Source organism: Vibrio sp. E150_018 (assembly GCF_053544035.1).
On sequence record NZ_JBHGNY010000009.1, the window covers coordinates 56,552 to 77,608 of the forward strand.

Annotated in this window: 20 protein-coding genes, 1 riboswitch and 1 other annotated feature; of the genes, 7 read left to right on the top strand and 13 right to left on the bottom strand. The window is 40.3% G+C overall.

Going from position 1 to position 21,057, the window contains the following annotated elements; genetic code table 11:
* The first annotated feature begins 57 nt into the window (after positions 1-57).
* Both ACE3G9_RS10395 and ACE3G9_RS10400 read left to right on the top strand, forming a co-directional pair.
* Complete coding sequence (locus ACE3G9_RS10395; protein WP_449219087.1) at positions 58-1,284, top strand: EAL and HDOD domain-containing protein; 1,227 nt, start codon at positions 58-60, stop codon at positions 1,282-1,284.
* A gap of 10 nt (positions 1,285-1,294) precedes the next feature.
* The gene (locus ACE3G9_RS10400) at positions 1,295-1,783 is read left to right on the top strand and encodes a YchJ family metal-binding protein (protein WP_417879086.1); all 489 of its coding nucleotides are present in this window, start codon (positions 1,295-1,297) and stop codon (positions 1,781-1,783) included.
* A 107-nt stretch (positions 1,784-1,890) separates the two neighbouring features.
* On the opposite strand, the gene hisIE is transcribed toward ACE3G9_RS10400, so the two are convergent.
* The 9 genes from hisIE to ACE3G9_RS10445 all read right to left on the bottom strand — a co-directional run bounded on the left by hisIE (position 1,891) and on the right by ACE3G9_RS10445 (position 11,112).
* Positions 1,891-2,550: a bifunctional phosphoribosyl-AMP cyclohydrolase/phosphoribosyl-ATP diphosphatase HisIE gene (hisIE, locus tag ACE3G9_RS10405; protein ID WP_417879087.1), complete on the bottom strand. Its 660-nt coding sequence runs from the start codon at positions 2,548-2,550 to the stop codon at positions 1,891-1,893.
* Positions 2,547-3,320, bottom strand: a complete 774-nt coding sequence (hisF, locus tag ACE3G9_RS10410) for an imidazole glycerol phosphate synthase subunit HisF (protein WP_417879088.1) — start codon at positions 3,318-3,320, stop codon at positions 2,547-2,549. Before hisF ends, hisIE begins: the two co-directional genes overlap by 4 nt.
* Positions 3,302-4,039: a 1-(5-phosphoribosyl)-5-[(5-phosphoribosylamino)methylideneamino]imidazole-4-carboxamide isomerase gene (gene hisA / locus ACE3G9_RS10415; RefSeq protein ID WP_417879089.1), complete on the bottom strand. Its 738-nt coding sequence runs from the start codon at positions 4,037-4,039 to the stop codon at positions 3,302-3,304. The genes hisF and hisA overlap by 19 nt, the downstream gene beginning before the upstream one ends.
* Before the next feature lie 14 nt (positions 4,040-4,053).
* Positions 4,054-4,695 carry an imidazole glycerol phosphate synthase subunit HisH gene (gene hisH / locus ACE3G9_RS10420; RefSeq protein ID WP_417879090.1) on the bottom strand — a complete coding sequence of 214 codons (642 nt, stop codon included), beginning with the start codon at positions 4,693-4,695 and terminating at the stop codon, positions 4,054-4,056.
* The gene (hisB, locus tag ACE3G9_RS10425; RefSeq protein ID WP_417879091.1) at positions 4,695-5,768 is read right to left on the bottom strand and encodes a bifunctional histidinol-phosphatase/imidazoleglycerol-phosphate dehydratase HisB; all 1,074 of its coding nucleotides are present in this window, start codon (positions 5,766-5,768) and stop codon (positions 4,695-4,697) included. The genes hisH and hisB overlap by 1 nt, the downstream gene beginning before the upstream one ends.
* Before the next feature lie 83 nt (positions 5,769-5,851).
* Entirely contained in the window at positions 5,852-6,901 is a 1,050-nt protein-coding gene (gene hisC, locus ACE3G9_RS10430; protein WP_449219088.1) for a histidinol-phosphate transaminase, read from the bottom strand.
* An 11-nt stretch (positions 6,902-6,912) separates the two neighbouring features.
* Positions 6,913-8,220 (bottom strand): histidinol dehydrogenase, encoded by a 1,308-nt coding sequence (hisD, locus tag ACE3G9_RS10435; protein WP_449219089.1) that lies wholly within the window; start codon positions 8,218-8,220, stop codon positions 6,913-6,915.
* A 5-nt stretch (positions 8,221-8,225) separates the two neighbouring features.
* Complete coding sequence (gene hisG / locus ACE3G9_RS10440) at positions 8,226-9,122, bottom strand: ATP phosphoribosyltransferase (RefSeq protein WP_449219090.1); 897 nt, start codon at positions 9,120-9,122, stop codon at positions 8,226-8,228.
* 87 nt (positions 9,123-9,209) lie between these two features.
* Positions 9,210-9,337 (bottom strand) — a sequence feature (His leader region).
* A 191-nt stretch (positions 9,338-9,528) separates the two neighbouring features.
* Positions 9,529-11,112: a Na+/H+ antiporter NhaC family protein gene (locus tag ACE3G9_RS10445; RefSeq protein ID WP_417879095.1), complete on the bottom strand. Its 1,584-nt coding sequence runs from the start codon at positions 11,110-11,112 to the stop codon at positions 9,529-9,531.
* 120 nt (positions 11,113-11,232) lie between these two features.
* Positions 11,233-11,467: riboswitch (Lysine riboswitch) on the bottom strand.
* Between the two features lie 398 nt (positions 11,468-11,865).
* Between ACE3G9_RS10445 and ACE3G9_RS10450 the strand changes: the two genes are divergently transcribed.
* Positions 11,866-12,282, top strand: coding sequence for an H-NS family histone-like protein (locus ACE3G9_RS10450; protein WP_192999320.1), 417 nt, complete (start codon positions 11,866-11,868; stop codon positions 12,280-12,282).
* Positions 12,283-12,453: 171 nt separating this feature from the next.
* Here the strand turns inward: ACE3G9_RS10450 and ACE3G9_RS10455 are convergent, their stop codons facing one another.
* The 3 genes from ACE3G9_RS10455 to ACE3G9_RS10465 form a co-directional block, all read right to left on the bottom strand.
* Complete coding sequence (locus ACE3G9_RS10455) at positions 12,454-13,758, bottom strand: inosine/guanosine kinase (protein WP_417879096.1); 1,305 nt, start codon at positions 13,756-13,758, stop codon at positions 12,454-12,456.
* Between the two features lie 167 nt (positions 13,759-13,925).
* Positions 13,926-14,561: a DUF2057 family protein gene (locus ACE3G9_RS10460; RefSeq protein ID WP_449219091.1), complete on the bottom strand. Its 636-nt coding sequence runs from the start codon at positions 14,559-14,561 to the stop codon at positions 13,926-13,928.
* Between the two features lie 75 nt (positions 14,562-14,636).
* On the bottom strand, positions 14,637-15,653 hold the full coding sequence (locus ACE3G9_RS10465) for a porin (protein WP_449219092.1): 1,017 nt from the start codon (positions 15,651-15,653) through the stop codon (positions 14,637-14,639).
* A gap of 642 nt (positions 15,654-16,295) precedes the next feature.
* Here ACE3G9_RS10465 and dinG point away from each other — a divergent pair.
* From dinG to rsmS, 4 genes are read left to right on the top strand one after another with little or no spacing between them, the layout of a single operon-like run.
* On the top strand, positions 16,296-18,377 hold the full coding sequence (gene dinG / locus ACE3G9_RS10470; RefSeq protein ID WP_417879099.1) for an ATP-dependent DNA helicase DinG: 2,082 nt from the start codon (positions 16,296-16,298) through the stop codon (positions 18,375-18,377).
* Between the two features lie 15 nt (positions 18,378-18,392).
* Positions 18,393-19,163: a TSUP family transporter gene (locus tag ACE3G9_RS10475; RefSeq protein ID WP_449219093.1), complete on the top strand. Its 771-nt coding sequence runs from the start codon at positions 18,393-18,395 to the stop codon at positions 19,161-19,163.
* Between the two features lie 11 nt (positions 19,164-19,174).
* On the top strand, positions 19,175-19,738 hold the full coding sequence (locus tag ACE3G9_RS10480) for a primosomal replication protein (protein WP_417879101.1): 564 nt from the start codon (positions 19,175-19,177) through the stop codon (positions 19,736-19,738).
* A complete protein-coding gene (gene rsmS / locus ACE3G9_RS10485) occupies positions 19,728-19,898 on the top strand; it encodes a pleiotropic regulatory protein RsmS (protein ID WP_417879102.1) in 171 nt (56 codons plus the stop codon). The genes ACE3G9_RS10480 and rsmS overlap by 11 nt, the downstream gene beginning before the upstream one ends.
* A 186-nt stretch (positions 19,899-20,084) precedes the next feature.
* Here rsmS and htpX read toward each other — a convergent pair whose 3' ends face one another.
* The gene (gene htpX / locus ACE3G9_RS10490; protein ID WP_237295261.1) at positions 20,085-20,948 is read right to left on the bottom strand and encodes a protease HtpX; all 864 of its coding nucleotides are present in this window, start codon (positions 20,946-20,948) and stop codon (positions 20,085-20,087) included.
* Positions 20,949-21,057: the final 109 nt, after the last annotated feature.

Here is a 21,057-nt window from a genome sequence, read left to right on the forward strand (position 1 = left end):
ACCTGAGACTCTAATAAATACGAGGTTACTCTGGTTAATAAGCAAAGAGATTCAAGGATGCATTCTTTTATTGCACGCCAGCCCATTGTAAATACCGATAAGCAGATTGTGGCTTACGAGTTATTGTTTCGTGAAGGATTTAAAAATGAATTCCCTTCGGTAGACCCACAGTTGGCGACCAGCCGATTATTAATTGAGCACTTTTTTCTTACTAATGTTCAAGGACATGAAAAAACATTTTTCGTCAATTTTCCCTATCAAAGTTTAATAGAGCAAGTCCCAACACTTTTTCCTGTGGATTTATTGATGATCGAAATTCTCGAAGATTGTCAACCTAGTGACGAATTATTCTCAGCGATAGCCGCCATGCATCAACAAGGTTACAAAATGGCCCTTGATGACTTTATCCCATCACCTAACTGGGAGCGTTTCCTACCTTACATTAGCACGATTAAATTCGATATTAAGCAAATAAGCATCTCCGATGCAGCCAAATTTATCGAAACTCATAAAGTCTATGATCTTTATTATTTAGCTGAGAAAATTGAAAGCCAACAAGAACTAGAAGAAGCAAAAAAAGCCGGTTTTGATTTTTTCCAAGGTTACGCATTATATGAGCCAGAAATAATCAAACACCGAAGAATTGAATCATCGTCATTCACCGTTGAGCAACTAAAAATTGCCATTCATCAATCTCCTATTGATTACCAGTTAATCGAAAGACTGATTCGTTATGACATTACAATGTCCTATAAGCTAATGCGATTTATCAATGCTCATTCATCCAAAACCTTTACCTCGTTTGAAGATGCTTTTAATATTCTCGGCCTTGATAAAATCAAATTCTTTATTGAGTTATCTCTTACCGCGGCCCATAAATGGACGCCATCGGATTATTATTTAAGCTCCATGCATCGAGCCCATTTCTGTGAACAAGTCGCCGCCTTAGAACAATTCAAAATAAATGCCGAACACGCTTACTTCGTTGGAATGTTTTCTCAAATCGATAAGCTCCTTCAACAACCACTTTGCCAACTAGTCGGGACCTTGCCACTGAACAAAACGGCAATTAATGCACTATCAAAACAACAAGGTATTCTCGGTGAGATTTTAGGACTGGCCATTGCCTATGAGAAAAACGATAATTCCAGTATTCAGTGGTTTACTGATAAACTTCAAATCTCCCCAGAACTAACTCGTCAATTTTATGACAATGCGATTAATTGGGTAACCCCTGAAAATGACCACCTTCGCTTAGAAGGCAAGCTTCTTCATCAACAGTAAAGAGAACACTATGCTTTGCCCATGCTGTAGTCAGCAACCTTACGACCAATGTTGTCAACCTATTCACCAAAATACTGCTAACGCTCAACTGCCTGAACAATTGATGCGTGCCCGTTACTCGGCACATGTGCTTGGCAATGTAGAGTTTGTCATCCAGACTTACCATTCATCTTGCCAAGCGGAACAAGAAGCCAACGCCATTGCTCAATCGGTTGAAAGTAACTGGGTACAACTGGAAGTCCTTGATGCTCCAACCCCTTCTAATTCTGAAGGTTTGGTGGAGTTTAAAGCTTACTTTGCAGAAAACGGCAAACAATATTGCCTACATGAACGCTCAAGATTTGTTAAAGAAGATGGCCAATGGCGCTATATAGATGGTGTGATGCCAAAAGAGAAAATTGATCCACGACTTAATCAAACCATTACCAGCACTAAAATAGGCCGAAACGATCCTTGCCTGTGTGGCAGTGGTAAAAAGTTTAAAAAGTGCTGTGGTTAAGCTCAATGACAGACTGTTTTAAATAAACCATTAAAAAACCCAAATGACTTCAAATCATTTGGGTTTTTATCTATTCGGCTATCCGCTTTTAGAGATCAGCGGTTAGTTTATTGATGACGTTCTTTCAATTTATTAATCACGTCATTAAACGATAGACCTTGATCTTGCAGCAATACAAACAAGTGATACATTAAATCTGCCGATTCACACACTAATTCCGCCTTGTCGCCCGACGTTGCCGCAAGCGCGACTTCAACACCCTCTTCGCCCACTTTCTGCGATATGCGCTTCGTGCCACGAGCATAGAGACTTGCAGTGTAGGAGGATTCTGGATCGGCACTCTTGCGGGCAGCCAGTAATTGCTCAAGTTGATGAAGCCACACCAATTGGCTTTCTTCTTGCTTATCACCATCAAAACATGTTGTCGTGCCAGTATGACAAGTTGGGCCAATTGGGTTAACTTTCGCCAACAGAGTATCATTGTCACAGTCTAGAGAAAGGTTTACTAAACCTAGACTGTTTCCTGATTCTTCCCCTTTGGTCCAAAGACGCTGCTTGGTACGAGAGTAAAAAGTGACTAAGCCGGTATCAGCGGTTTTTTGTAGCGCATCCGCATTCATGTAGCCCATCATTAATACTTGGCTAGAAACGTAATCTTGTACAATCACAGGCACTAAGCCATCGACTTTGTCCCAATTAATACGTTCATTCAAGTCAACAACGTCAGATGCTTGAAACTTTGATTGTGTTGTTAATCCTTCACTCATAAACGTATCTCCACGCCTTGTTGTTTTAAGTATTGTTTCAGTTCACTTATGTTGATCACTTGTTTGTGAAAAACAGACGCTGCTAACGCGCCATCAACATGAGTTTTTTGATAGGCTTCTGCAAAGTGCTCCATCGCGCCTGCGCCACCTGAGGCAATCAAAGGTACCTGACACACTTCACGAACCATGTTTAATTGATCGATATCGTAGCCATTACGCACGCCATCTTGGTTCATCATATTGAGTACGATTTCCCCTGCGCCACGTTTTTGCACTTCTTGCACCCAATCACGGGTTTCCCATTTCGTTGCCTTGGTGCGCTCTTCATCACCGGTAAATTGGTAAACTTGATATTTGCCAGTGTCTTTGTCGTAGTATGAATCAATGCCCACTACGATACATTGCACGCCAAATTTGTCCGCCAGTTCGGTGATCAATTCTGGATTCGCGAGCGCTGGGGAGTTGATTGACACTTTATCGGCGCCAAACTCAAGAATACGCGCGGCATCTTCGGCAGATTTAATACCACCAGCCACACAGAAAGGAATATCAATCACTTCAGCCACGCGAGCTACCCAACTTTTATCCACTACGCGGCCATCGCTCGACGCAGTAATATCATAAAACACGAGCTCATCTGCACCTTCTTCCGCATAACGTTGCGCTAACGGTACGATATCACCAATGATTTCATGGTTACGAAATTGCACGCCTTTGACGACTTGACCATCTCGAACATCAAGACACGGAATTATTCGCTTTGCCAACATGAGAATGCCTCCTCTGCGGTAAACTTGCCATCAAGTAATGCACGGCCAACAATCACGCCAGCAACACCAGTACCTTTAAGCGCAGCAATATCCTCTAGGCTACCAATGCCACCTGAAGATTGAAATTGCACTTGTGGATACTGTTTGCATAAATCAACATACAGCTCAACGTTCGAGCCCGCTAAAGTGCCATCACGCGAAATATCAGTACACAGCACGTGTTTCAACCCCACAGTAAGGTAATCATCTATAAGGGCTTCAATCGTCACGCCAGAGTCTTCTTGCCAGCCAGAAATCGCCACACGACGTACGCCTTGCTCATCAATGTTGATATCTAAAGCCAGTACGATTTTTTCTGCGCCGTATTTTTCCATCCAGCCTTTGACCAGCTCAGGTTGTTTCACCGCAGTCGAGCCAACCACAACACGTTGTGCGCCCGCTTCAAGCAGATCAATCACATCTTGCTCTGTGCGTACACCACCACCAATTTGGATATTAGCCGGTGTGCCTGCAAGCAACTTAGCAATTAAATCGAGTTGACGTGCTGAAGTATCTTTTGCACCAGTTAAATCCACCAAATGCAGCCAATTGGCACCGGCTTGATGGTAGAGGTTAAATTGCTCGACTGGATCGACTTTGTATTCGGTTTTCTGTCCATAGTCGCCTTGAAATAAACGTACGACTTGTCCATCAATTAAATCTAATGCAGGAATTATCATCCTATATTTCCCTTTTATACGTTTAGCTCAAGAAAGTTTTGAATCAGTTTTGCGCCTGCTTTTGAGGAACGCTCTGGGTGAAATTGCACACCATAATAGTTGCCACTTTGCACCGCTGCGGTAAATGGGTTGCCATAGTCACAACTTGCAATGGTGTACTCACCGACTTGCATGGCATAGCTGTGCACAAAGTAGAAATAACTATCTTCCGGAATGTCTTTAAATAATGGATGACCAGATTGAGATTTCACCGTATTCCACCCCATGTGAGGCAAAGGTAAATCACCCGTATCCATTAAGCGAACCTCACCATCACATAGACCTAGGCAATTGACTTCTGCATTACCTTGTTGACCTTTTTCTTCAGACAGTTTGCCTAGTAATTGCATACCAAGACAAATGCCCAATAACGGTTTCTCTACCTTTTTAACCAAGCTAATTAAATCACGCTCTTCTAGGTTCTTCATTGCCTCAGAAGCAGTGCCTACGCCCGGTAGAAATAGTTTATCCGCGCCTAGAACCACGGCAGGATCTTTAGAAATCGTAACCGTATAACCAAGGCGTTCAATAGCAAATCTGACTGATGACACATTGGCGCAACCGGTGTCGATAATCACCACTTGTTGAGCATCATTTGTGACAGATATTGATCCCATTACAGCACTCCTTTACTACTTGGCAATTCGTTACCTTCTACTTTGATCGCTTGACGTAACGTACGACCGAAAGCTTTAAATAAACTTTCAATAATGTGGTGGTCGTTATCGCCAGTTGAAGATAAGTGCAGAGTACAAGCCAGCGTATCTGTTAATGAGCGGAAGAAGTGCACCACCATTTCCGTCGATAAATCGCCCACTTGTTCACGGCTGAATTTAGCATCAAATTTCAAATAAGGACGGCCAGATAAATCCAAACCACATTGCGCTAAACATTCATCCATTGGCAAGCTAAAACCAAAGCGACCAATACCACGTTTATCACCAAGTGCTTCTTTTAACGCTTGACCAAGAGCTAAAGCCGTATCTTCAATGGTGTGATGATCATCAATGTGCAAATCACCTTTAACGTCCACTTTCATTTGGAAACCACCGTGTGTGGCGATTTGATCTAGCATGTGATCAAAAAAGCCCATTCCGGTAGAGATTTGATTACCACCCTGCTCATCTAAATTAACCGCAATACGAATATCGGTTTCTTTAGTCGTGCGAACAACCGTAGAGGTACGAGAATTAACCGTTAGGTCTTTTAAAATATCTAACCAGTTCATGGTTTCAGGATTGTACTGAATACCACGAATCGCCATGTTCTCTGCCAGCTGTAAATCGGTTGCACGATCGCCAATCACTGCCGAGGTTTTAAAATCGACTTTACCTTGCTGTAGGTAATCTTTAACTAAACCGAGTTTAGGTTTACGGCAAGTACAGTTATCGGCATCAAAGTGCGGGCAAATCAACACATCATCAAATTTAACGCCTTGCGATGTAAAAATATCCATCATCATATTGTGTGGCGCATCAAAATCCGCTTGTGGGTAGCTATCCGTACCTAGACCATCTTGATTGGTGACCATCACTAAACGATAACCAGCATCTTGAAGTTTTAATAATACCGGAATGACATTAGGCTCAAATTTCAGCTTGTCTAAACGATCAACTTGAAAATCTTCCGGCGGCTCAACAATTAAGGTGCCATCTCGGTCGATAAAAAGAATTTTATTAGCTTGGCTCACATTGACTTCCTTTCTTAGAGCAGCCACCAATTTAGGTTTGATGGCTCAAATTATTTATATACTTTTCTTTATAAGTTAAAAAGCTACACGATGGCGCTGATTTGATTACGGATGAAGCTTAAGGTCTTTTCACATTCATCACGGTTACCGATACTGATTCGCACGCAATCTTTAATCGGAGAGTTACGTAGAATAATGCCGTTATCCCACGCCGCTTTAAACATCGCATCGCCCTCTGTGAATTGGATTAACAGATAGTTACCCCAGCCATCATAAACCGTCACACCTTGCAGCATAGATAAACCCGCTTGCAAATAGGCGCGATTCGCCGCGAGATCCAGTACCTGATATTTCATACGTGCAAGCCCTGCTTCAGATAATGCCTGACAAGCAATTTCAGCCACCGGAATCGGTACAGGATACGGAGCAATCACTTTCAATAATACATTGATTAACTCTTCGTTAGCCAAAGTAAAACCACAACGCAATCCAGCGAGAGCAAAGGCTTTCGACATAGTTCGCAAAATGGCTAGATTAGGATATTGTGCAAGTAAATCGATTGTTGACGCTTCTGGACAAAAATCGATATAGGCTTCATCCATCACTACAATCGCTTTGTCTTGTGTCATCTCTAATAGAGCAACGATATCTTCACGCTTGATCAGATTCCCGGTTGGATTATTTGGGCTACATACAAACACCAGTTTCACATTCTCTAACTGCGCTTGAATGCTCCCCAGATCCAGCTGCCACTCTTGAGTTAAAGGCACGACTTTACGTTCAACACCGATGGTTTCGGCACTGATCGCATACATGCCATAAGTCGGAGGGCAATAAAGGATTGCATCTTGATTCGGCTCACAAAAAGCGCGAATAAGTAACTCGATACCTTCATCGGCACCGCGAGAAGTTAATACTTGCTCTGCTTTCACGCCAGCATAAGTCGCGTAGGCTTCAATCAAAGCTTTTGGCTGGCACTCACTATAACGGTTTAAGCGAGTAAAATTGGTTTTATACTCATTATCAAACGGTGATTCATTGGCATTTAGCCAAACATCCCCACTGCCACCAATACGGCGAGCAGACAGGTAGGGTGTTAAAGCTTGAACTTGTTTACGGGCTAACTTTTCCATGTTCTTCCTGCCTATTGCTGATTCAATTGTTCGTTACAAATACGGTCGATACGAATAGTCACGGCGCGTTTGTGCGCATCAAGACCTTCCGCTTCTGCCATAGTAACCACTGTTTGCGCTAAGCCTTTCAAGCCCTCTTTTGATAACTCTTGTACTGTCATACGTTTTGAGAAATCTGCTAAACCTAAGCTTGAGTAGGTTTTAGTGTAGCCATAAGTAGGCAGTACGTGGTTCGTTCCCGAAGCGTAATCCCCAACTGATTCAGGCGACCATTGGCCAAGGAAGATTGAGCCTGCGTTATCGAGTAAAGGCAACAATTCACGAGGGTTTTTAGTCTGAACAATTAAGTGTTCTGGGCCGTAGAAGTTTGAAATTGACACACATTGGGTCAACGATTCGGTAATCACAATCAAGCTTGAGCCTAAGGCTTTCTCAGCAATATCACTGCGAGATAAACTCTTCAGCTGTTTTTGAACCGCTTCTGCTACTTGATCAGCAATCATCGGTGATGGCGTTAATAGCACCACTTGAGAATCTGGGCCGTGTTCAGCTTGAGACAATAAATCTGCAGCGACAAAATCTGCATCAGCTGTTTCATCAGCAATCACTAATACTTCTGAAGGACCGGCAGGCATATCAATCGCGGCACCGCGGAAATCATTGCTTACTTGACGTTTGGCTTCGGTTACAAAGGCGTTACCTGGGCCAAATATTTTATCGACTTTAGACACTGTCTCGGTGCCGTAAGCCATAGCCGCAACCGCTTGAGCGCCACCGACATTGTAAACTTCATCGATATTACACAGTTTTGCTACATATAAGATTTCATCCGCAATCGGCGGAGGTGAACATAACACCACTTTACGACAACCTGCAATTTGCGCCGGAACGCCTAACATTAATACCGTTGAAGGTAGTGGCGCACTGCCACCTGGAATGTATAAACCGACTTTATTAATCGCACGGGTCACTAATTCACACACCACACCCGGTTGCGTTTCAACACTTAACGGCTGTGCTTTTTGCGCTTTGTGGAAAACCGAAATATTTTTGTGCGCTTGTTCTAGCGCTTGTTTCATTTCTTCCGATAAACGTGCAGTAGCCTCATCGATTTCTTGTTCCGATACACGAATAGAATCAGGCGTTGCTTTATCGAACTTGGCGGTTAATTCTTTGATTGCAGCATCACCACCTTGTTTCACTTGATTTAATACATCAGTGACAATTGAGGTGATGTTAGCACCATCGCTAATTGCTGGGCGCTCAAGAACTGCATTTTGTTGCTCTTCGCTTAATGATTGCCAAACGACGGTTTTCATATTGCTTACTCCATCATTTTTTCAATTGGTAACACTAAGATTGAACTTGCACCAAGCGCTTTTAAGCCTTCCATAGTTTCCCAGAAAAGGTTCTCGGTACTCACTAGGTGCACTGCAACACGATTTTTTTCTTGAGATAGAGGTAGGACAGTAGGATCTTCAGCGCCAGGCAGTAATTGTTTGATTTGTTCTAACTTATCAGATGGCGCGTGCAGCATGATGTATTTTGATTCTTTCGCTTGAATCACACCTTGCATACGAGTGAGCAGTTTTTCAATCAAACCATCTTGCTCAACTGAAAATTCACCAATACGTTGAATGAGTGTCGCTTTAGAGCGGAAAATCACTTCCGCTTCTTTTAAGCCATTGGCTTCTAAAGTTGCACCGGTAGAGACTAAATCTGCAATCGCATCGGCAAGGCCAGCACGAGGCGCAACTTCAACTGAACCCGTTAGCATACAAGTGCTAAAGTTAATACCTTGCTCATCCATGTAGCTTTTTAATAAGTGTGGGTAGGTTGTCGCAATACGTTTGCCCGCGAGATCTTGTGGGCCGTTGTAAGTTTCATCTTTATTAATCGCGATAGATAAACGACAACCGCCGAAGTCTAGGCGACGCAGTGCTTTAAACTCACATGGAGCACCTTCTGCTTTACGATCTAAGCGTACTTCTTCTAATTCATTCTCACCGATAAAGCCAAGGTCAACCACTCCATCCATGATCAAACCAGGAATGTCATCATCACGAACTAACAATAAATCGATTGGCATATTTTCACTGTGTACTACCAGCCTCTCACCAGCAATATTAAATTTAACACCACACTTTTTAAGTAGCTCTTGACACTCTTTGCTCAAGCGGCCTTTCTTTTGAATCGCAATTCTTAATCGTGAATTTGTCATCTTTCTATCCCTGTATTTTTAATTTAATAGTCATAGTTGGTTTATTTAGCACATCCAAAAATGATTGATTTTTTAAAGTGTCCCTAAATGAAAAAACCCCCGGAGAGAAAACTCTTCCGAGGGTTTGAATCTTTTTACTGATTCACGTCCGGAAGAGATATCTTCCGGATGCACACACTCACCCGCAAGATATAACAGGATGATGGTGATGATGAATGTTAATATTCAATGTGCGCATATTTTTGTTTGCTCAATCAGTTTCAATAACTTCACACTACCCAAGCTCGAATATTTTTTCAAGCCTTTATTTGAATTATTTTCACATAAGACTAATCATGAAAGTCTTATACAAAAAGGCTGAGTTATTCGCTAACTCAGCCTTTGGTAATACAATCAAAATAGGAAATTAAACGGCTACTTTTTTCATTTTCGATTTTGAAATAACAGACATAACGATACAACAAACCACAAAAGTCACACTTGCAGCACTAAAGCCCATCAACGAAGACTCTGTCATACCTAAAACGATGAAGCCAACAGATGAAACTATTGCTGTTGCTAATGCATATGGTAACTGAGTAGAGACGTGGTCGATATGGTTACAACGAGCCCCTGTCGATGACAAAATTGTGGTATCTGAAATTGGAGAACAGTGATCACCAAATACAGAACCTGCAAGTACTGCACTTAACATAGGAAGCATCAGCGCTAAATCTGTCGCACCTGCTAGATCGCCTGCAATGGGTAGCATGATGCCGAATGTGCCCCAAGAAGTTCCAGTTGAAAATGCCATCACACCTGAAAGCAAGAACAACAATACCGGCAACCAATGTACATCGATGTTACCTTCTACTAGTGTTGATAGATAAGCACCTGTACCCATATCTTTAATCACTGCGCCAATAGTCCATGCAAAGGCTAAGATCAAAATCGCACCAAACATTGACTTTGCACCAATCCATAACGTGATTAGTACATCTTTTGTTGGCATTTTTTGCTTGAATACTGCACCTACAGCACAAATCAAACCAACTAACGCACCATAGAATAAAGATTGACCAACATTGGTATTTTCAAACGCTTTTAATAAGTTAAATGCTTGGCCATTAACACTTAGTGCATCTGCGCCTGAACTAATCATGAAATATACAGTGGCGATAATTAAAGCAACAATAGGCAGAATCAGGTTAGAAACTGTTCCCTCTTTACTTTCTTTAATTTCAGATTCTTCTGTTAAATCTGGTGCATTCTCATCACGATCATCAGTTTTACCTTGACCCGCAGCAATCTCATGCTTACGCATAAGACCAACATTAAGATCAAACCAGATCATAGAAAATACCATTAATAAAGCAAAAATCGCGTAATAGTTCATCGGTACTAAACGCATATATGCTCCTAGAGCAGAATATTCAGTAATACCATGTGAAATTAAAATTCCACTTACTACTGTCATGATATAAGCCCCCCAGCTAGAAGCAGGCATAAGGACACACATAGGTGCAGCAGTAGAATCCAAAATATAAGCCAACTTGGAGCGAGAAACTTGAAAGCGATCGGTCACAGGACGAGAAATTGCACCTACTGCTAAACTATTAAAGTAATCATCAATAAAGATAAATACCCCTAACCAAGCCGCAAGAAATTGTGTTCCTCTTTTGCTTTTAATGCGCTTTTGAGCCCACTCAGCAAAAGCATAAGTACCACCAGATAGCGTTAATAAAGCAGTCATCATGCCAAGAAGAACAAGAAAAAGTAGGATAAAAAGACTATCCCAATTCAATCCGCCATCACTAACAAACACACCCAATACAGTAGAACTGGTATAGCTTAATGCACCTGATAATGAAAAATCAGCCAGCAAAAAACCACCCAGTAAAATACCAAAACCAAGTGATAAAAGAACACGTCGTGTCAAAATGGCCATCGTCAAAGCAATTGCTGGAGGCAACAGCGATGCCGAGGAAGAAGTAAAATCGATTAAGTTCATGATCAAAAAAAACCAAAATTGGTTAGAGATCTACTGCAGAAGGGATATTGTTGAAGAGTATAATCATAAAACAATAAATTAGCTTGTTGATAAACGTTGAAAGCCAAATCACTTTCATATGTCTACAGTAGCGCTCCATAGTAAAAAAATACAGTATGTAACCTTTAAGGCTAGCACTCTGCAAACTATGGCAGTGCTGCATCTATTAAATGCAACCCCAGCAAGTGGCTCTGATACGCCTAACTAATCAAAACGCACTGATTAGCTCTTACTTCGGCAACATTTCCTTTCGTACGCTCTCAAAGGCATCACCCTAAAACGTATTACTAATAAATATTGCGCCTCTACATCAAACTAAAACAATCTCCTTACAAACAGCCGTTTTTCAGGACATTTTAAAAGGGTTCTAGCAAGATTTGGCTCATTGTAATGATCGAAAATCAAATGGCAAGACAAAAGTCTAACATTTCCATTTCGCCACTAACAACTAACAACTAACAACTAACAACTAACAACTAACAACTAACAACTTAATTATAAAGCTAAATATAGTTAATTTGAATCCATATCTAAAATAACAGCACTATTTGTAACAGTATAAATTATTAAATAAATTTCAAATTTCTCTATTTAAGCAAATATATTTTTTGACTAAAAAAGACAAGCTATATAAAATCAGTTTAACTTTATCTAATAAAGATATTTATTTTAGATAAAACTTAATTCAACAATTCTACTGTATAGGATCCACATATGTCAGAAATCAAAAAATCAGCACTACTAAATATTCGTAGTCTTCGCGCTTTTACTCGTGACGAATTTACCCTAGCGGAAGTAGAAGAGTTACTAGAAAAACTAACTACTGTTGTAGCAGAAAGAAAAGAAGCAGAAGAAAAAGAATTAGCGGAACAAGCAGAGCGCGAAGCTAAATTAGCAGAATACGCTAAAATGATCGCTAAAGACGGAATTGATTTAGAAGACCTTATCTCAGCAATGAGCGGTGGTGAATCAAAATCTAAAGCTCGTAAGAAACGTCAACCTCGCCCTGCAAAATATGAATATACTTTAAATGGTGAGCGTAAGACTTGGACTGGTCAAGGCCGTACGCCTTCTGCAATTCAAGAAGCTCTTGATGCAGGTAAATCGATTGATGATTTCCTAATCAAATAATAACAAAACTCTTATTTGATTATTAATAAAAAAGGGAGTATTTAGCTCCCTTTTTTATTCCTAACAATAAGTTACTGTAGATTTTAGATTCAATGATTAAGAATAATTAAACTCATCAATTCATTTTACCCACCCTTTTCATAGCGGGTAAAATTATTGAATTAAATAAACTTATCTTTCCCAGTATGCTTCTTCTAAGCTGTCTTCTTTCTCAGGCAAGCCACGAGATAAACGCGGAGAATGTTGTGCTAATACTTCATAACTTACTCGGTTAGCATACTTACATACTTGAGAGAAAGATGAATAAGTTAAAAATGGATATTCATGTTTACTTGAATTAGGGATATTTTCTTTATGGTATTTATTAGCCGCCATATCATGTAATATCGCAGATAATGCCGCATCACCTGCTCCATTCGTATTCATAATCTTCTCTGGCCCCCCCATATATGGTGCAATATGAGAGTACACTTTAATTGGATTTTCACATTGAGAACGAACCGTTGGGCGGCTAAATTCATACTGATTAAATTCAGCAATCGAGCCTGGTAATAAAGGCAAACTTGTTGGGCGCTTTGCTTCTTCTTCAGTATAACCAGCCATATATAAACCTACCGGGCCGGCGGTGCATAAGACTAAATCTACCCAATCCAGCGCTTTATCTGAAGCTAATAAAGGATCATGTTCTCCTGTTAAAGCTTCTGCCTCCTCTTCATTCATTGCCAAAACAGAAACATTTTGCTTAACAAAATCACGCCAATATTGAGGATCATCTTGAACAACATATTTGGTTCCTAGAGTAAGAACGACTGGAACGTCATATTTTTTCGCGTATTCAATCGCTTTCATTGTTGCATCTGGCATAGGATCGCCCGACTTACAGCGAACCAAATAAGCAGTTAACACTAAAGCTGAAGCGTTTTCAAAAATACGTTCGGGAATACTAGTTGGTAATAATTGATTCATTCTCCCTTCATTAATTGCAAAGGTACGTTCACCATTATCACTAATTAATGCAAAACAACGACCAATTGGGCCTTCAACACCTTGTAGATAATTTAAATCCATACGACTAGAAGTGTTACAAAGGTAGCGATATCCATAACTACCAATTTTAATACTATTACTCATCACACCAAGTAAGGTCGATTTATCATCAGCTAATACGGAGTAATTATGTAACGTATTCCCTATGGTTCCACCCGCGAATTCATCGGTAACCAGGTCATATTCCTTTAACTCGTTATATAATGCTTCTGCTTTTTCATCATCTATAACTAACGAGTGCCCTTTACTCAATTGATATTTTTCAATGAACTCATCACTGACTTTCGCCTCTATATCAACCAACGTTTGGTCAATACCGATAATGTGAGTACGAGACATTCGCTTGCTTTCTTGTGCTTGACTAACAAGCGGATCACGAGCATCGACAGGAAAATAGTGTTTAGATTTACGTTGGCCGGGGAATTTCATAGAGATTATGTAGGTTATGAACAGGGATCTGAATTGTAGCCATCAAATTAGATTGCAGCAATATGACACAAAATAGCAACCGTTTGCCCACTAAATAAAGTGTCACACTATAGTTTAAATAGAAAAAAGCGACACTCTGGTCACTTTTTTATCATCTATTTTGATCTTTATTTTTGGTCAATTAACCAAACTTGAAAATCTTTTCTTTCTTGCTCATTTGCTTTCAAATACCACGCTTTCAACTGAGCAACATTTTCACTATCAGTCGACTTGGAAAGAATTGATAACTTCTTGGTTAAAACTGTCGTAATACTAATTGCCGCAATACCACCTTTCAAATTATAATCCATGACATCTTCAATAAAGTTGCGACCTAATTGCACACCTTCAGCAGATAAAGGCTCTTGCATTACTTCTAGCTGTTGTTGTTGATTGTTCATCAACGACCATTGAAAATCATCTATTTCATTACGTGCTTGAGATAAATCGCGATATTCTGGCAATACAAAAGTTAGCTCATCATCTTCTGCAGTAAATTTGGCAACTATCACTTCGCTATATACTTTACGTAATGTGTCATTTTCCATCACACTTGGCTGAAACTTAAAGACAATTTGATTCTCTCCATTAGGTAACACCAAAGTATCTTTGCCAAACAAACCACCTTTTTCAATTTCAGGTTTAAGTGAGTTAACCACTAATAAATTAATGCTATCTGGAAGTGGTATTTTCACATCAGCTTGTGCTAACTGACTAACGAATAATGCAATGCAGCCTACTGCAGAAAATAATTTCTTACTCATATACATTCCTTTATTTATAAATAAAAAAGCCCGGTAGATACCGAGCTTTTATACTATCACAAGTTCTAAACTGTATTACCAGTAGAAACGAGCACCAAGACCGAAGTTTGTTTCGCTGTCAACTTTTTGTGCTTCAACAAGTTCTTGATCTGCGTTAACAAAACCTAGAGTTGTACCGTCTGCATAACCAACCTCAGCAAATACACGAGCCCAGCTAGAAAACTTGTACTCAAGACCAGCGAATGCATTATTACCATGCTCACTACCATCAGCATTCTCTGCATCTTGATTTACATATTCGTAGCCAGCATAAAGAGATGTTTTCTCAACAAATGTCCAGTAACCACCAACTGAAATAGCATTTTGATCAATTTTACCGTCAGTACTATCACTCTTTAGTTGAGAGCCGTAGTATGTTGCACTTAACTGCAACGCATCAGTCGCATCGAATATACCTGTTGCTTCATAGTAAGTGTTGTTGAGATCCATACCATTAAAATCATGATTACGATTGTAACCACCACCTGCGTGGAAACTAAATGCACCAAATGAAGCACCTACAAAGCCTTCATAAAAATCTTGATTGCTTGAGCTGTCATTAAAGCCATATGCAGCCTTTACCCACCAGTTATCTAGATCTAATGAGTATTTGATTTGAGAATCATTTAATGCGCCGTTTAATTGACCATATAGGTTGCCTGTACCACCGAAGAAATAAGAGTAATCCGTACCACCTAAATCATCAGATATAGTCCAATCTTTACCAAATAAAACCGTACCGTAATCGGTAGCAAAACCGACTGTATGGCGGCGAACAGTAACATCATCACTAGAATTTGCAGGAACACCAACTTCCACTAAGCCTAAAACACCAAAGCTATCGGTTACATTGTATTTCGCGTCAACACCCACACGAGATGAACCTGTAGAAAGATCACCACTGTGATCATCAGCATCCATAAACTTCATTTCGGTACGTAATTGACCGTAAAAATCAACCGACGCATCATCGTTGCTATAAATCTCAGCCGCACTTGCTGCGCCTGTGAATGCTGCTGCTGATACTGCAAGAGCTAAAAGCGATTTTTTCATAATAATCCACTGCCTTTTATTAATTTGAAATTCCCTTTGGGATTCCTTTCTTTTTTTGTTTTATCGCTCGTTAACATCAAGCCAACAAGCGGTACATCTGATTCGCACCTAAAGATTGCAATAAGTTCCCTGAAAGTGTCAAATTTAATAAAAAAAAATAAACCACCAATCAAAAAACATAAAAATCATTAATAAACAATAAATTACAATCACCCCAAAGATAAAAAGGAAAGAATAAACACCATAAAAACACCCACAGCAGATGTAACAAAAAACAAAAAACTAGCCATAAAAACTAAAAAAACCTAAAATAAATACACACAAACACTAGATAATGTAGAATAAATAGAATTTAATACTTAATTGAACACAATTCATACAAACCATAGTAAACGATAAGTTTTATGCATCAATATGTGATTCCGATCTTATTTTTCGTGAGAATACAGTAACTAAACGGTGAATTTTCGACCTATACGACATTGAAAAAACTTATCATTCACGATGCAATTAATGACTTCTCTAATAAACCAAACTCACATTTTCCCTACCTAACTCCTTATATTTAAATAACCACACTCAGTAGGTTACTTAATCAAACCACTGTGATAATATCCAGTTGTTCAATTATGAGACTCAAACATGCTATCTGCCAATATTCAAAAAGCCATCAAACAGAGCTATCAGAATCTCTCTCATCAATTAGATGGCTTTATTCCTCGCCGAGCTCAAAACTACCTAGTTGCAGAAATCGCAAAAACATTGGCAGGCACCTACCATCAATCCAATCGCATAATTGTGGCTGAAGCGGGAACCGGTATTGGTAAATCACTGGCCTACTTAATGGCCTCGGTTCCTTTCGCTCATTTTGGTGAAAAGAAAATCATTATTTCTACTGCGACGGTCGCTCTACAAGAACAGTTGATTAATAAAGATATGCCACTCTATCGACGCTTAGTCGAAACCCCCTTTACTTTTCTATTGGCAAAAGGACGTCAGCGCTACTGCTGTGCTGAAAAGTTAATGCTGGCTTCTGGTGGGCAACAAGATGGTCAGCAAATGGCTATGTTTGAAAGCAAGCCGAAGAAACAAGATATAAAACAACTGCAAGATTTATATGAAGCCTTCTCAACTCACAAGTGGGATGGCGATAGAGATAGCTGGCCAGAAACCATTAACGACGAGATTTGGAAAACCATCGTCAGTGATAAGCACAGTTGCAATAACTCTATGCCTTCGCATCGTGACTGCCCTTTCCAGAAAGCGAGAGCCGATCTTGATAAAGCCGATATTATTATTGCCAACCACAGCTTAGTGATGGCCGATGCCGATCTTGGTGGAGGCGTGATCCTCCCAGAACCAGAACAAAGTATTTATATTTTTGATGAAGCGCACCATCTACCGAACGTGGCTCGTGAACATGCTTCCGCTGCTGCAAGCTTAAAAGGCGCCGCGGGCTGGCTAGAAAGCCTCAATAAAGCGGTAGTAAAAATAGTAAATTTGACTGATGCTAAACGTAGCACTCGATTTAGAAATGAATTACAAGATGCTATTCAACAACTAATCCCTGCCCTCACTCAATTAAGCACGCGATTTAATGCTAATGAATTTAAGGAGCGTACCTATCGCTTTGAGCACGGAGAATTACCGGCTTGGTTAGAAGAAGAATCTAAAAGCCTAAAAATACTGAGCAAGAAAGCGCATCAGGCCATGAATAAAATCGCCGATTTGATTTCAGAACGAGTTAAAGATGGTGAGTTATCTTCACGTCTGGCTGAACCGGCTCTCGCAGAATCAGGCTTTTATCTGCAACGCTTAGAAAACTTAGCTAAAGTGTGGCATTTAATGGCAGAGCAAAATCATGATAAAGGCGCACCGCTTGCCCGTTGGATAGAAGTGAGTTCTGAACGAGAAGATGACTTTATTATTAGTGTGTCACCGTTAGAGGTTGGCTGGCAACTTGATCGTCAATTATGGAGTCGCTGCGCTGGTGCAGTACTAGTGTCGGCAACCATGAGAGCATTAAACTCATTTCAATATTTTGCTATTCAAGCCGGAATCAGTCAAAAAGCTGAAGATGCGACCCAGTATCTGGCATTAGCATCACCTTTTGACTACCAAAATAAGGCTGAATTACTCGTCCCAAATGTAAAATTTGAACCCCAGCATCCTGACTTTACTCGATATTTGTGTGAAATTTTGCCTACTTATATTGAAAAAAAGAAAGCAAATTTAATTTTATTTTCTTCCTACTGGCAAATGAATCAAGTTGCAGAAAAACTGGAATCTATCGCATTAAAAGAAAAGTGGAACTTGCAAATTCAAGGTAAATGCTCACGCACCGAAATACTCAATAAACATAAAGCGTATTGCCAATTTGGCCAAACCAGCGTTATTTTCGGCACTGGCAGTTTTTCTGAAGGGCTGGATTTACCTGGTAAGCTACTTGAAAACCTGATCATCACCAAAATTCCATTTGGTGTTCCAACCTCACCTGTCGAAGAAGCGCATTCAGAATATATTGTGCAAAAAGGTGGAAATCCGTTTTTACAAATTTCTGTTCCCGAGGCAAGTAAAAAACTGATTCAGTCTGTTGGACGTTTACTGCGGAAAGAGCAAGATTCTGGTAGAGTCGTGATCTTAGACCGCCGCATCGTGACAAAACGCTACGGAAAATCGTTATTGGATGCCCTACCGCCTTTTAAGCGGAAAATAGAATACTAATTAAGAAGATCATTTATGGAAATGTTAGACCCAACGATGCTTATCATTCTGGGCCTTGTTGCTTTTGCTGCTGGTTTTATCGATGCGGTTGCTGGCGGTGGCGGTATGCTAACCGTACCAGCATTACTTTCTATTGGTCTACCTCCTCATTTGGCGCTCGGTACCAACAAACTATCTGCAACCTTTGCATCTTCGACGGCCGCTTTTACTTATTACAAGAAACGCTTGTTCACACCTGAATTTTGGTATCGTTCCTTTATTGCGACTTTAATTGGTGCAATTAGCGGTACGCTTGTCGTCAATGTCATCAGTACAGATTGGTTAGAAAAGCTATTACCTTTAATTATTCTCGCCACGGCGATTTATACTATTTTTCATAAGTCGCCAATAGAAAATCACAGCGATATGCCAGACTTTGACGCTAAGACGCATAAGAAACAAATTATTCAAGGATTGACCCTTGGCTTTTATGATGGTGCGATTGGCCCCGGCACTGGTGCATTTTGGACGGTCAGTAATATGGTTCTATACCGGATGAATATCTTACTTTCATCTGGCGTAGCTAAAGCCATGAACTTCACCAGCAATTTCACCTCTCTGGTTACCTTTGCCATATTAGGTCACATTAATTGGACACTAGGTTTAACTATGGGGTTGTGTTTAATGGCGGGTGCTTATGTTGGCGCACATTCAGCGATTCGTTTTGGCGCAGCATTTATTCGCCCAGTCTTTGTTACCGTGGTAAGTGTCATGGCGATAAAACTGGCTTATGAAGCCTGGTTCTAATTGAGGTAGAGATGAGTAGCTTCAGCGATATAGCAGATAAACTTGATACTTTAGCCAAGCAAGCAGCTCAGCGAGATAGGCAAAAAGGCGAGCATCATCAGCCGTTATTTGATGATCACCTTTTTAGCTGTAGGGCCCGTTTCTTGGTTCCATGTGTTTCCGAAGCCCAAGCAACCTATGAAAGCATCATTCGAGAGCAACAGGCAAACAGGCTAACTCAGTTACGCGCTGAACATCTCGCTCAAAAGCTGATAGCGCAATTGGAAGCCATTCAACGTGAATTAGCCACAGGTTCTATTCGCAATACCGAAATAAAGCACAGCAGTTATTACCGCAAGCCCATCAGTGAGCTTTATCAAGATTTATCGCAACATCAAGAGTGGGAAATTCGCTTGAAAGATCTAGTACTGCAAAGGACTCACCAAGTTGACCATTGCAGCAGCTTGCAACGTGCCAAAGCTCAACAAGATCTCCTACTAGCAGAACAACGACTAGAGCGTTGCCAAGCGGCAAAATTGAAAATAGAAAAACAAATTACCTACAGAGAAAGGCATAACCCAAGCAATGACTACTGATAATCAATCTAACTCATTAGATTCTGCACCAGAAGAGATAAAATTGGCGGTCGATCTTATTTATTTGCTAGAGTCGAATGAAATCGATCCGAGTATTGCGCTAGAAGCATTGAAGATTGTTGAAGCAGATTTAATCAGAAAACTAAGAACTAAGAACTAAGAACTAAGAACTAAGAACTAAGAACTAAGAACTAAGAACTAAGAACTAAGAACTAAGAACTAAGCTTATTTTCGAGCAACGAGAAGTGAAACGCCCGAGAATCAAGCCACATATTAAAAAACAAATTCGCCTCTTGTCGCTTTTATCCGACAAGAGGCGAAATTTACTCACACGATAAATCTTGTATTATGAATTACGTAGAGCATCGATACGCTTATCAAGCGGTGGGTGACTCATTAATAGTTCCATCATGGTACGCTTGCCATTAATACCAAATGCCATCATAGAACCTTCTAGCTGTGGTTCGTGGCTCATTTTCAAACGCTCAAGAGCAGCAATCATCTTATGTTTACCGACCAAGTTTGCTGCACCAGCGTCTGCATGGAATTCACGATGGCGGCTGTACCACATCGTAATGAAGCTTGCTAAGAAGCCAAACACCAATTCAAGTACCATAGAGATCAAAAAATAACTCATCATATTGGTACCACCACCTTCTTCGTTATCTCTCGAACTCACAAGATTTGCAATTGTGCGAGATAAGAAGATAACAAAGGTGTTTACTACGCCTTGCATTAACGTCATGGTCACCATATCACCGTTAGAAATATGGCTAACCTCATGAGCGAGCACGGCCTCAGCTTCATCACGAGTCATGTTGTGCAATAATCCCGTAGATACCGCAACCAAAGAATCATCACGCTTAGCACCAGTTGCAAAGGCATTGATGTCTGGAGAATCATAAATAGCCACGGTTGGCATACCAATACCGGCTTGCTGAGCTTGACGGCTTACTGTTTGAACTAACCAATGCTCGGTTTCATTTCTTGGGGTTTCAATCACTTGACCACCAACAGAACGCAATGCCATTTTTTTAGACATTAATAATGAAATGAATGAGCCACCAAAACCAAATAAAGCTGCCATCACCAATAGTCCAGAAAGGCTACCAGGCTGCATTCCAGTTACCGCATAAACTATATTTAAAACAACACTTAAAACTAGCACTACTGCTAAGTTAGTTGCTAAAAATAACATCACTCGTTTCATTCTTTCGGTCTCCATTGAGAAACTATTCATTAGTCATCGTAACCTTATGGCCACGGCGAAAAAACAGCGTATACCAATATGGTTTAAGTATAGATATAGTCATTCATTT

Bases quoted from the DNA above. Each gene is read 5' to 3' on its own strand.
- hisH (WP_417879090.1), bottom strand. From the start codon at position 4,695: ATGGGATCAATATCTGTCACAAATGATGCTCAACAAGTGGTGATTATC.
- ACE3G9_RS10450 (WP_192999320.1), top strand. From the start codon at position 11,866: ATGTCAGAAATCAAAAAATCAGCACTACTAAATATTCGTAGTCTTCGC.
- dinG (WP_417879099.1), top strand. From the start codon at position 16,296: ATGCTATCTGCCAATATTCAAAAAGCCATCAAACAGAGCTATCAGAAT.
- htpX (WP_237295261.1), bottom strand. From the start codon at position 20,948: ATGAAACGAGTGATGTTATTTTTAGCAACTAACTTAGCAGTAGTGCTA.
- hisD (WP_449219089.1), bottom strand. From the start codon at position 8,220: ATGAAAACCGTCGTTTGGCAATCATTAAGCGAAGAGCAACAAAATGCA.
- ACE3G9_RS10480 (WP_417879101.1), top strand. From the start codon at position 19,175: ATGAGTAGCTTCAGCGATATAGCAGATAAACTTGATACTTTAGCCAAG.
- rsmS (WP_417879102.1), top strand. From the start codon at position 19,728: ATGACTACTGATAATCAATCTAACTCATTAGATTCTGCACCAGAAGAG.
- hisA (WP_417879089.1), bottom strand. From the start codon at position 4,039: ATGATAATTCCTGCATTAGATTTAATTGATGGACAAGTCGTACGTTTA.
- ACE3G9_RS10400 (WP_417879086.1), top strand. From the start codon at position 1,295: ATGCTTTGCCCATGCTGTAGTCAGCAACCTTACGACCAATGTTGTCAA.
- hisC (WP_449219088.1), bottom strand. From the start codon at position 6,901: ATGGAAAAGTTAGCCCGTAAACAAGTTCAAGCTTTAACACCCTACCTG.
- ACE3G9_RS10465 (WP_449219092.1), bottom strand. From the start codon at position 15,653: ATGAAAAAATCGCTTTTAGCTCTTGCAGTATCAGCAGCAGCATTCACA.
- ACE3G9_RS10455 (WP_417879096.1), bottom strand. From the start codon at position 13,758: ATGAAATTCCCCGGCCAACGTAAATCTAAACACTATTTTCCTGTCGAT.
- hisF (WP_417879088.1), bottom strand. From the start codon at position 3,320: ATGTTGGCAAAGCGAATAATTCCGTGTCTTGATGTTCGAGATGGTCAA.
- hisG (WP_449219090.1), bottom strand. From the start codon at position 9,122: ATGACAAATTCACGATTAAGAATTGCGATTCAAAAGAAAGGCCGCTTG.
- ACE3G9_RS10475 (WP_449219093.1), top strand. From the start codon at position 18,393: ATGGAAATGTTAGACCCAACGATGCTTATCATTCTGGGCCTTGTTGCT.
- ACE3G9_RS10395 (WP_449219087.1), top strand. From the start codon at position 58: ATGCATTCTTTTATTGCACGCCAGCCCATTGTAAATACCGATAAGCAG.
- hisIE (WP_417879087.1), bottom strand. From the start codon at position 2,550: ATGAGTGAAGGATTAACAACACAATCAAAGTTTCAAGCATCTGACGTT.
- ACE3G9_RS10460 (WP_449219091.1), bottom strand. From the start codon at position 14,561: ATGAGTAAGAAATTATTTTCTGCAGTAGGCTGCATTGCATTATTCGTT.
- ACE3G9_RS10445 (WP_417879095.1), bottom strand. From the start codon at position 11,112: ATGAACTTAATCGATTTTACTTCTTCCTCGGCATCGCTGTTGCCTCCA.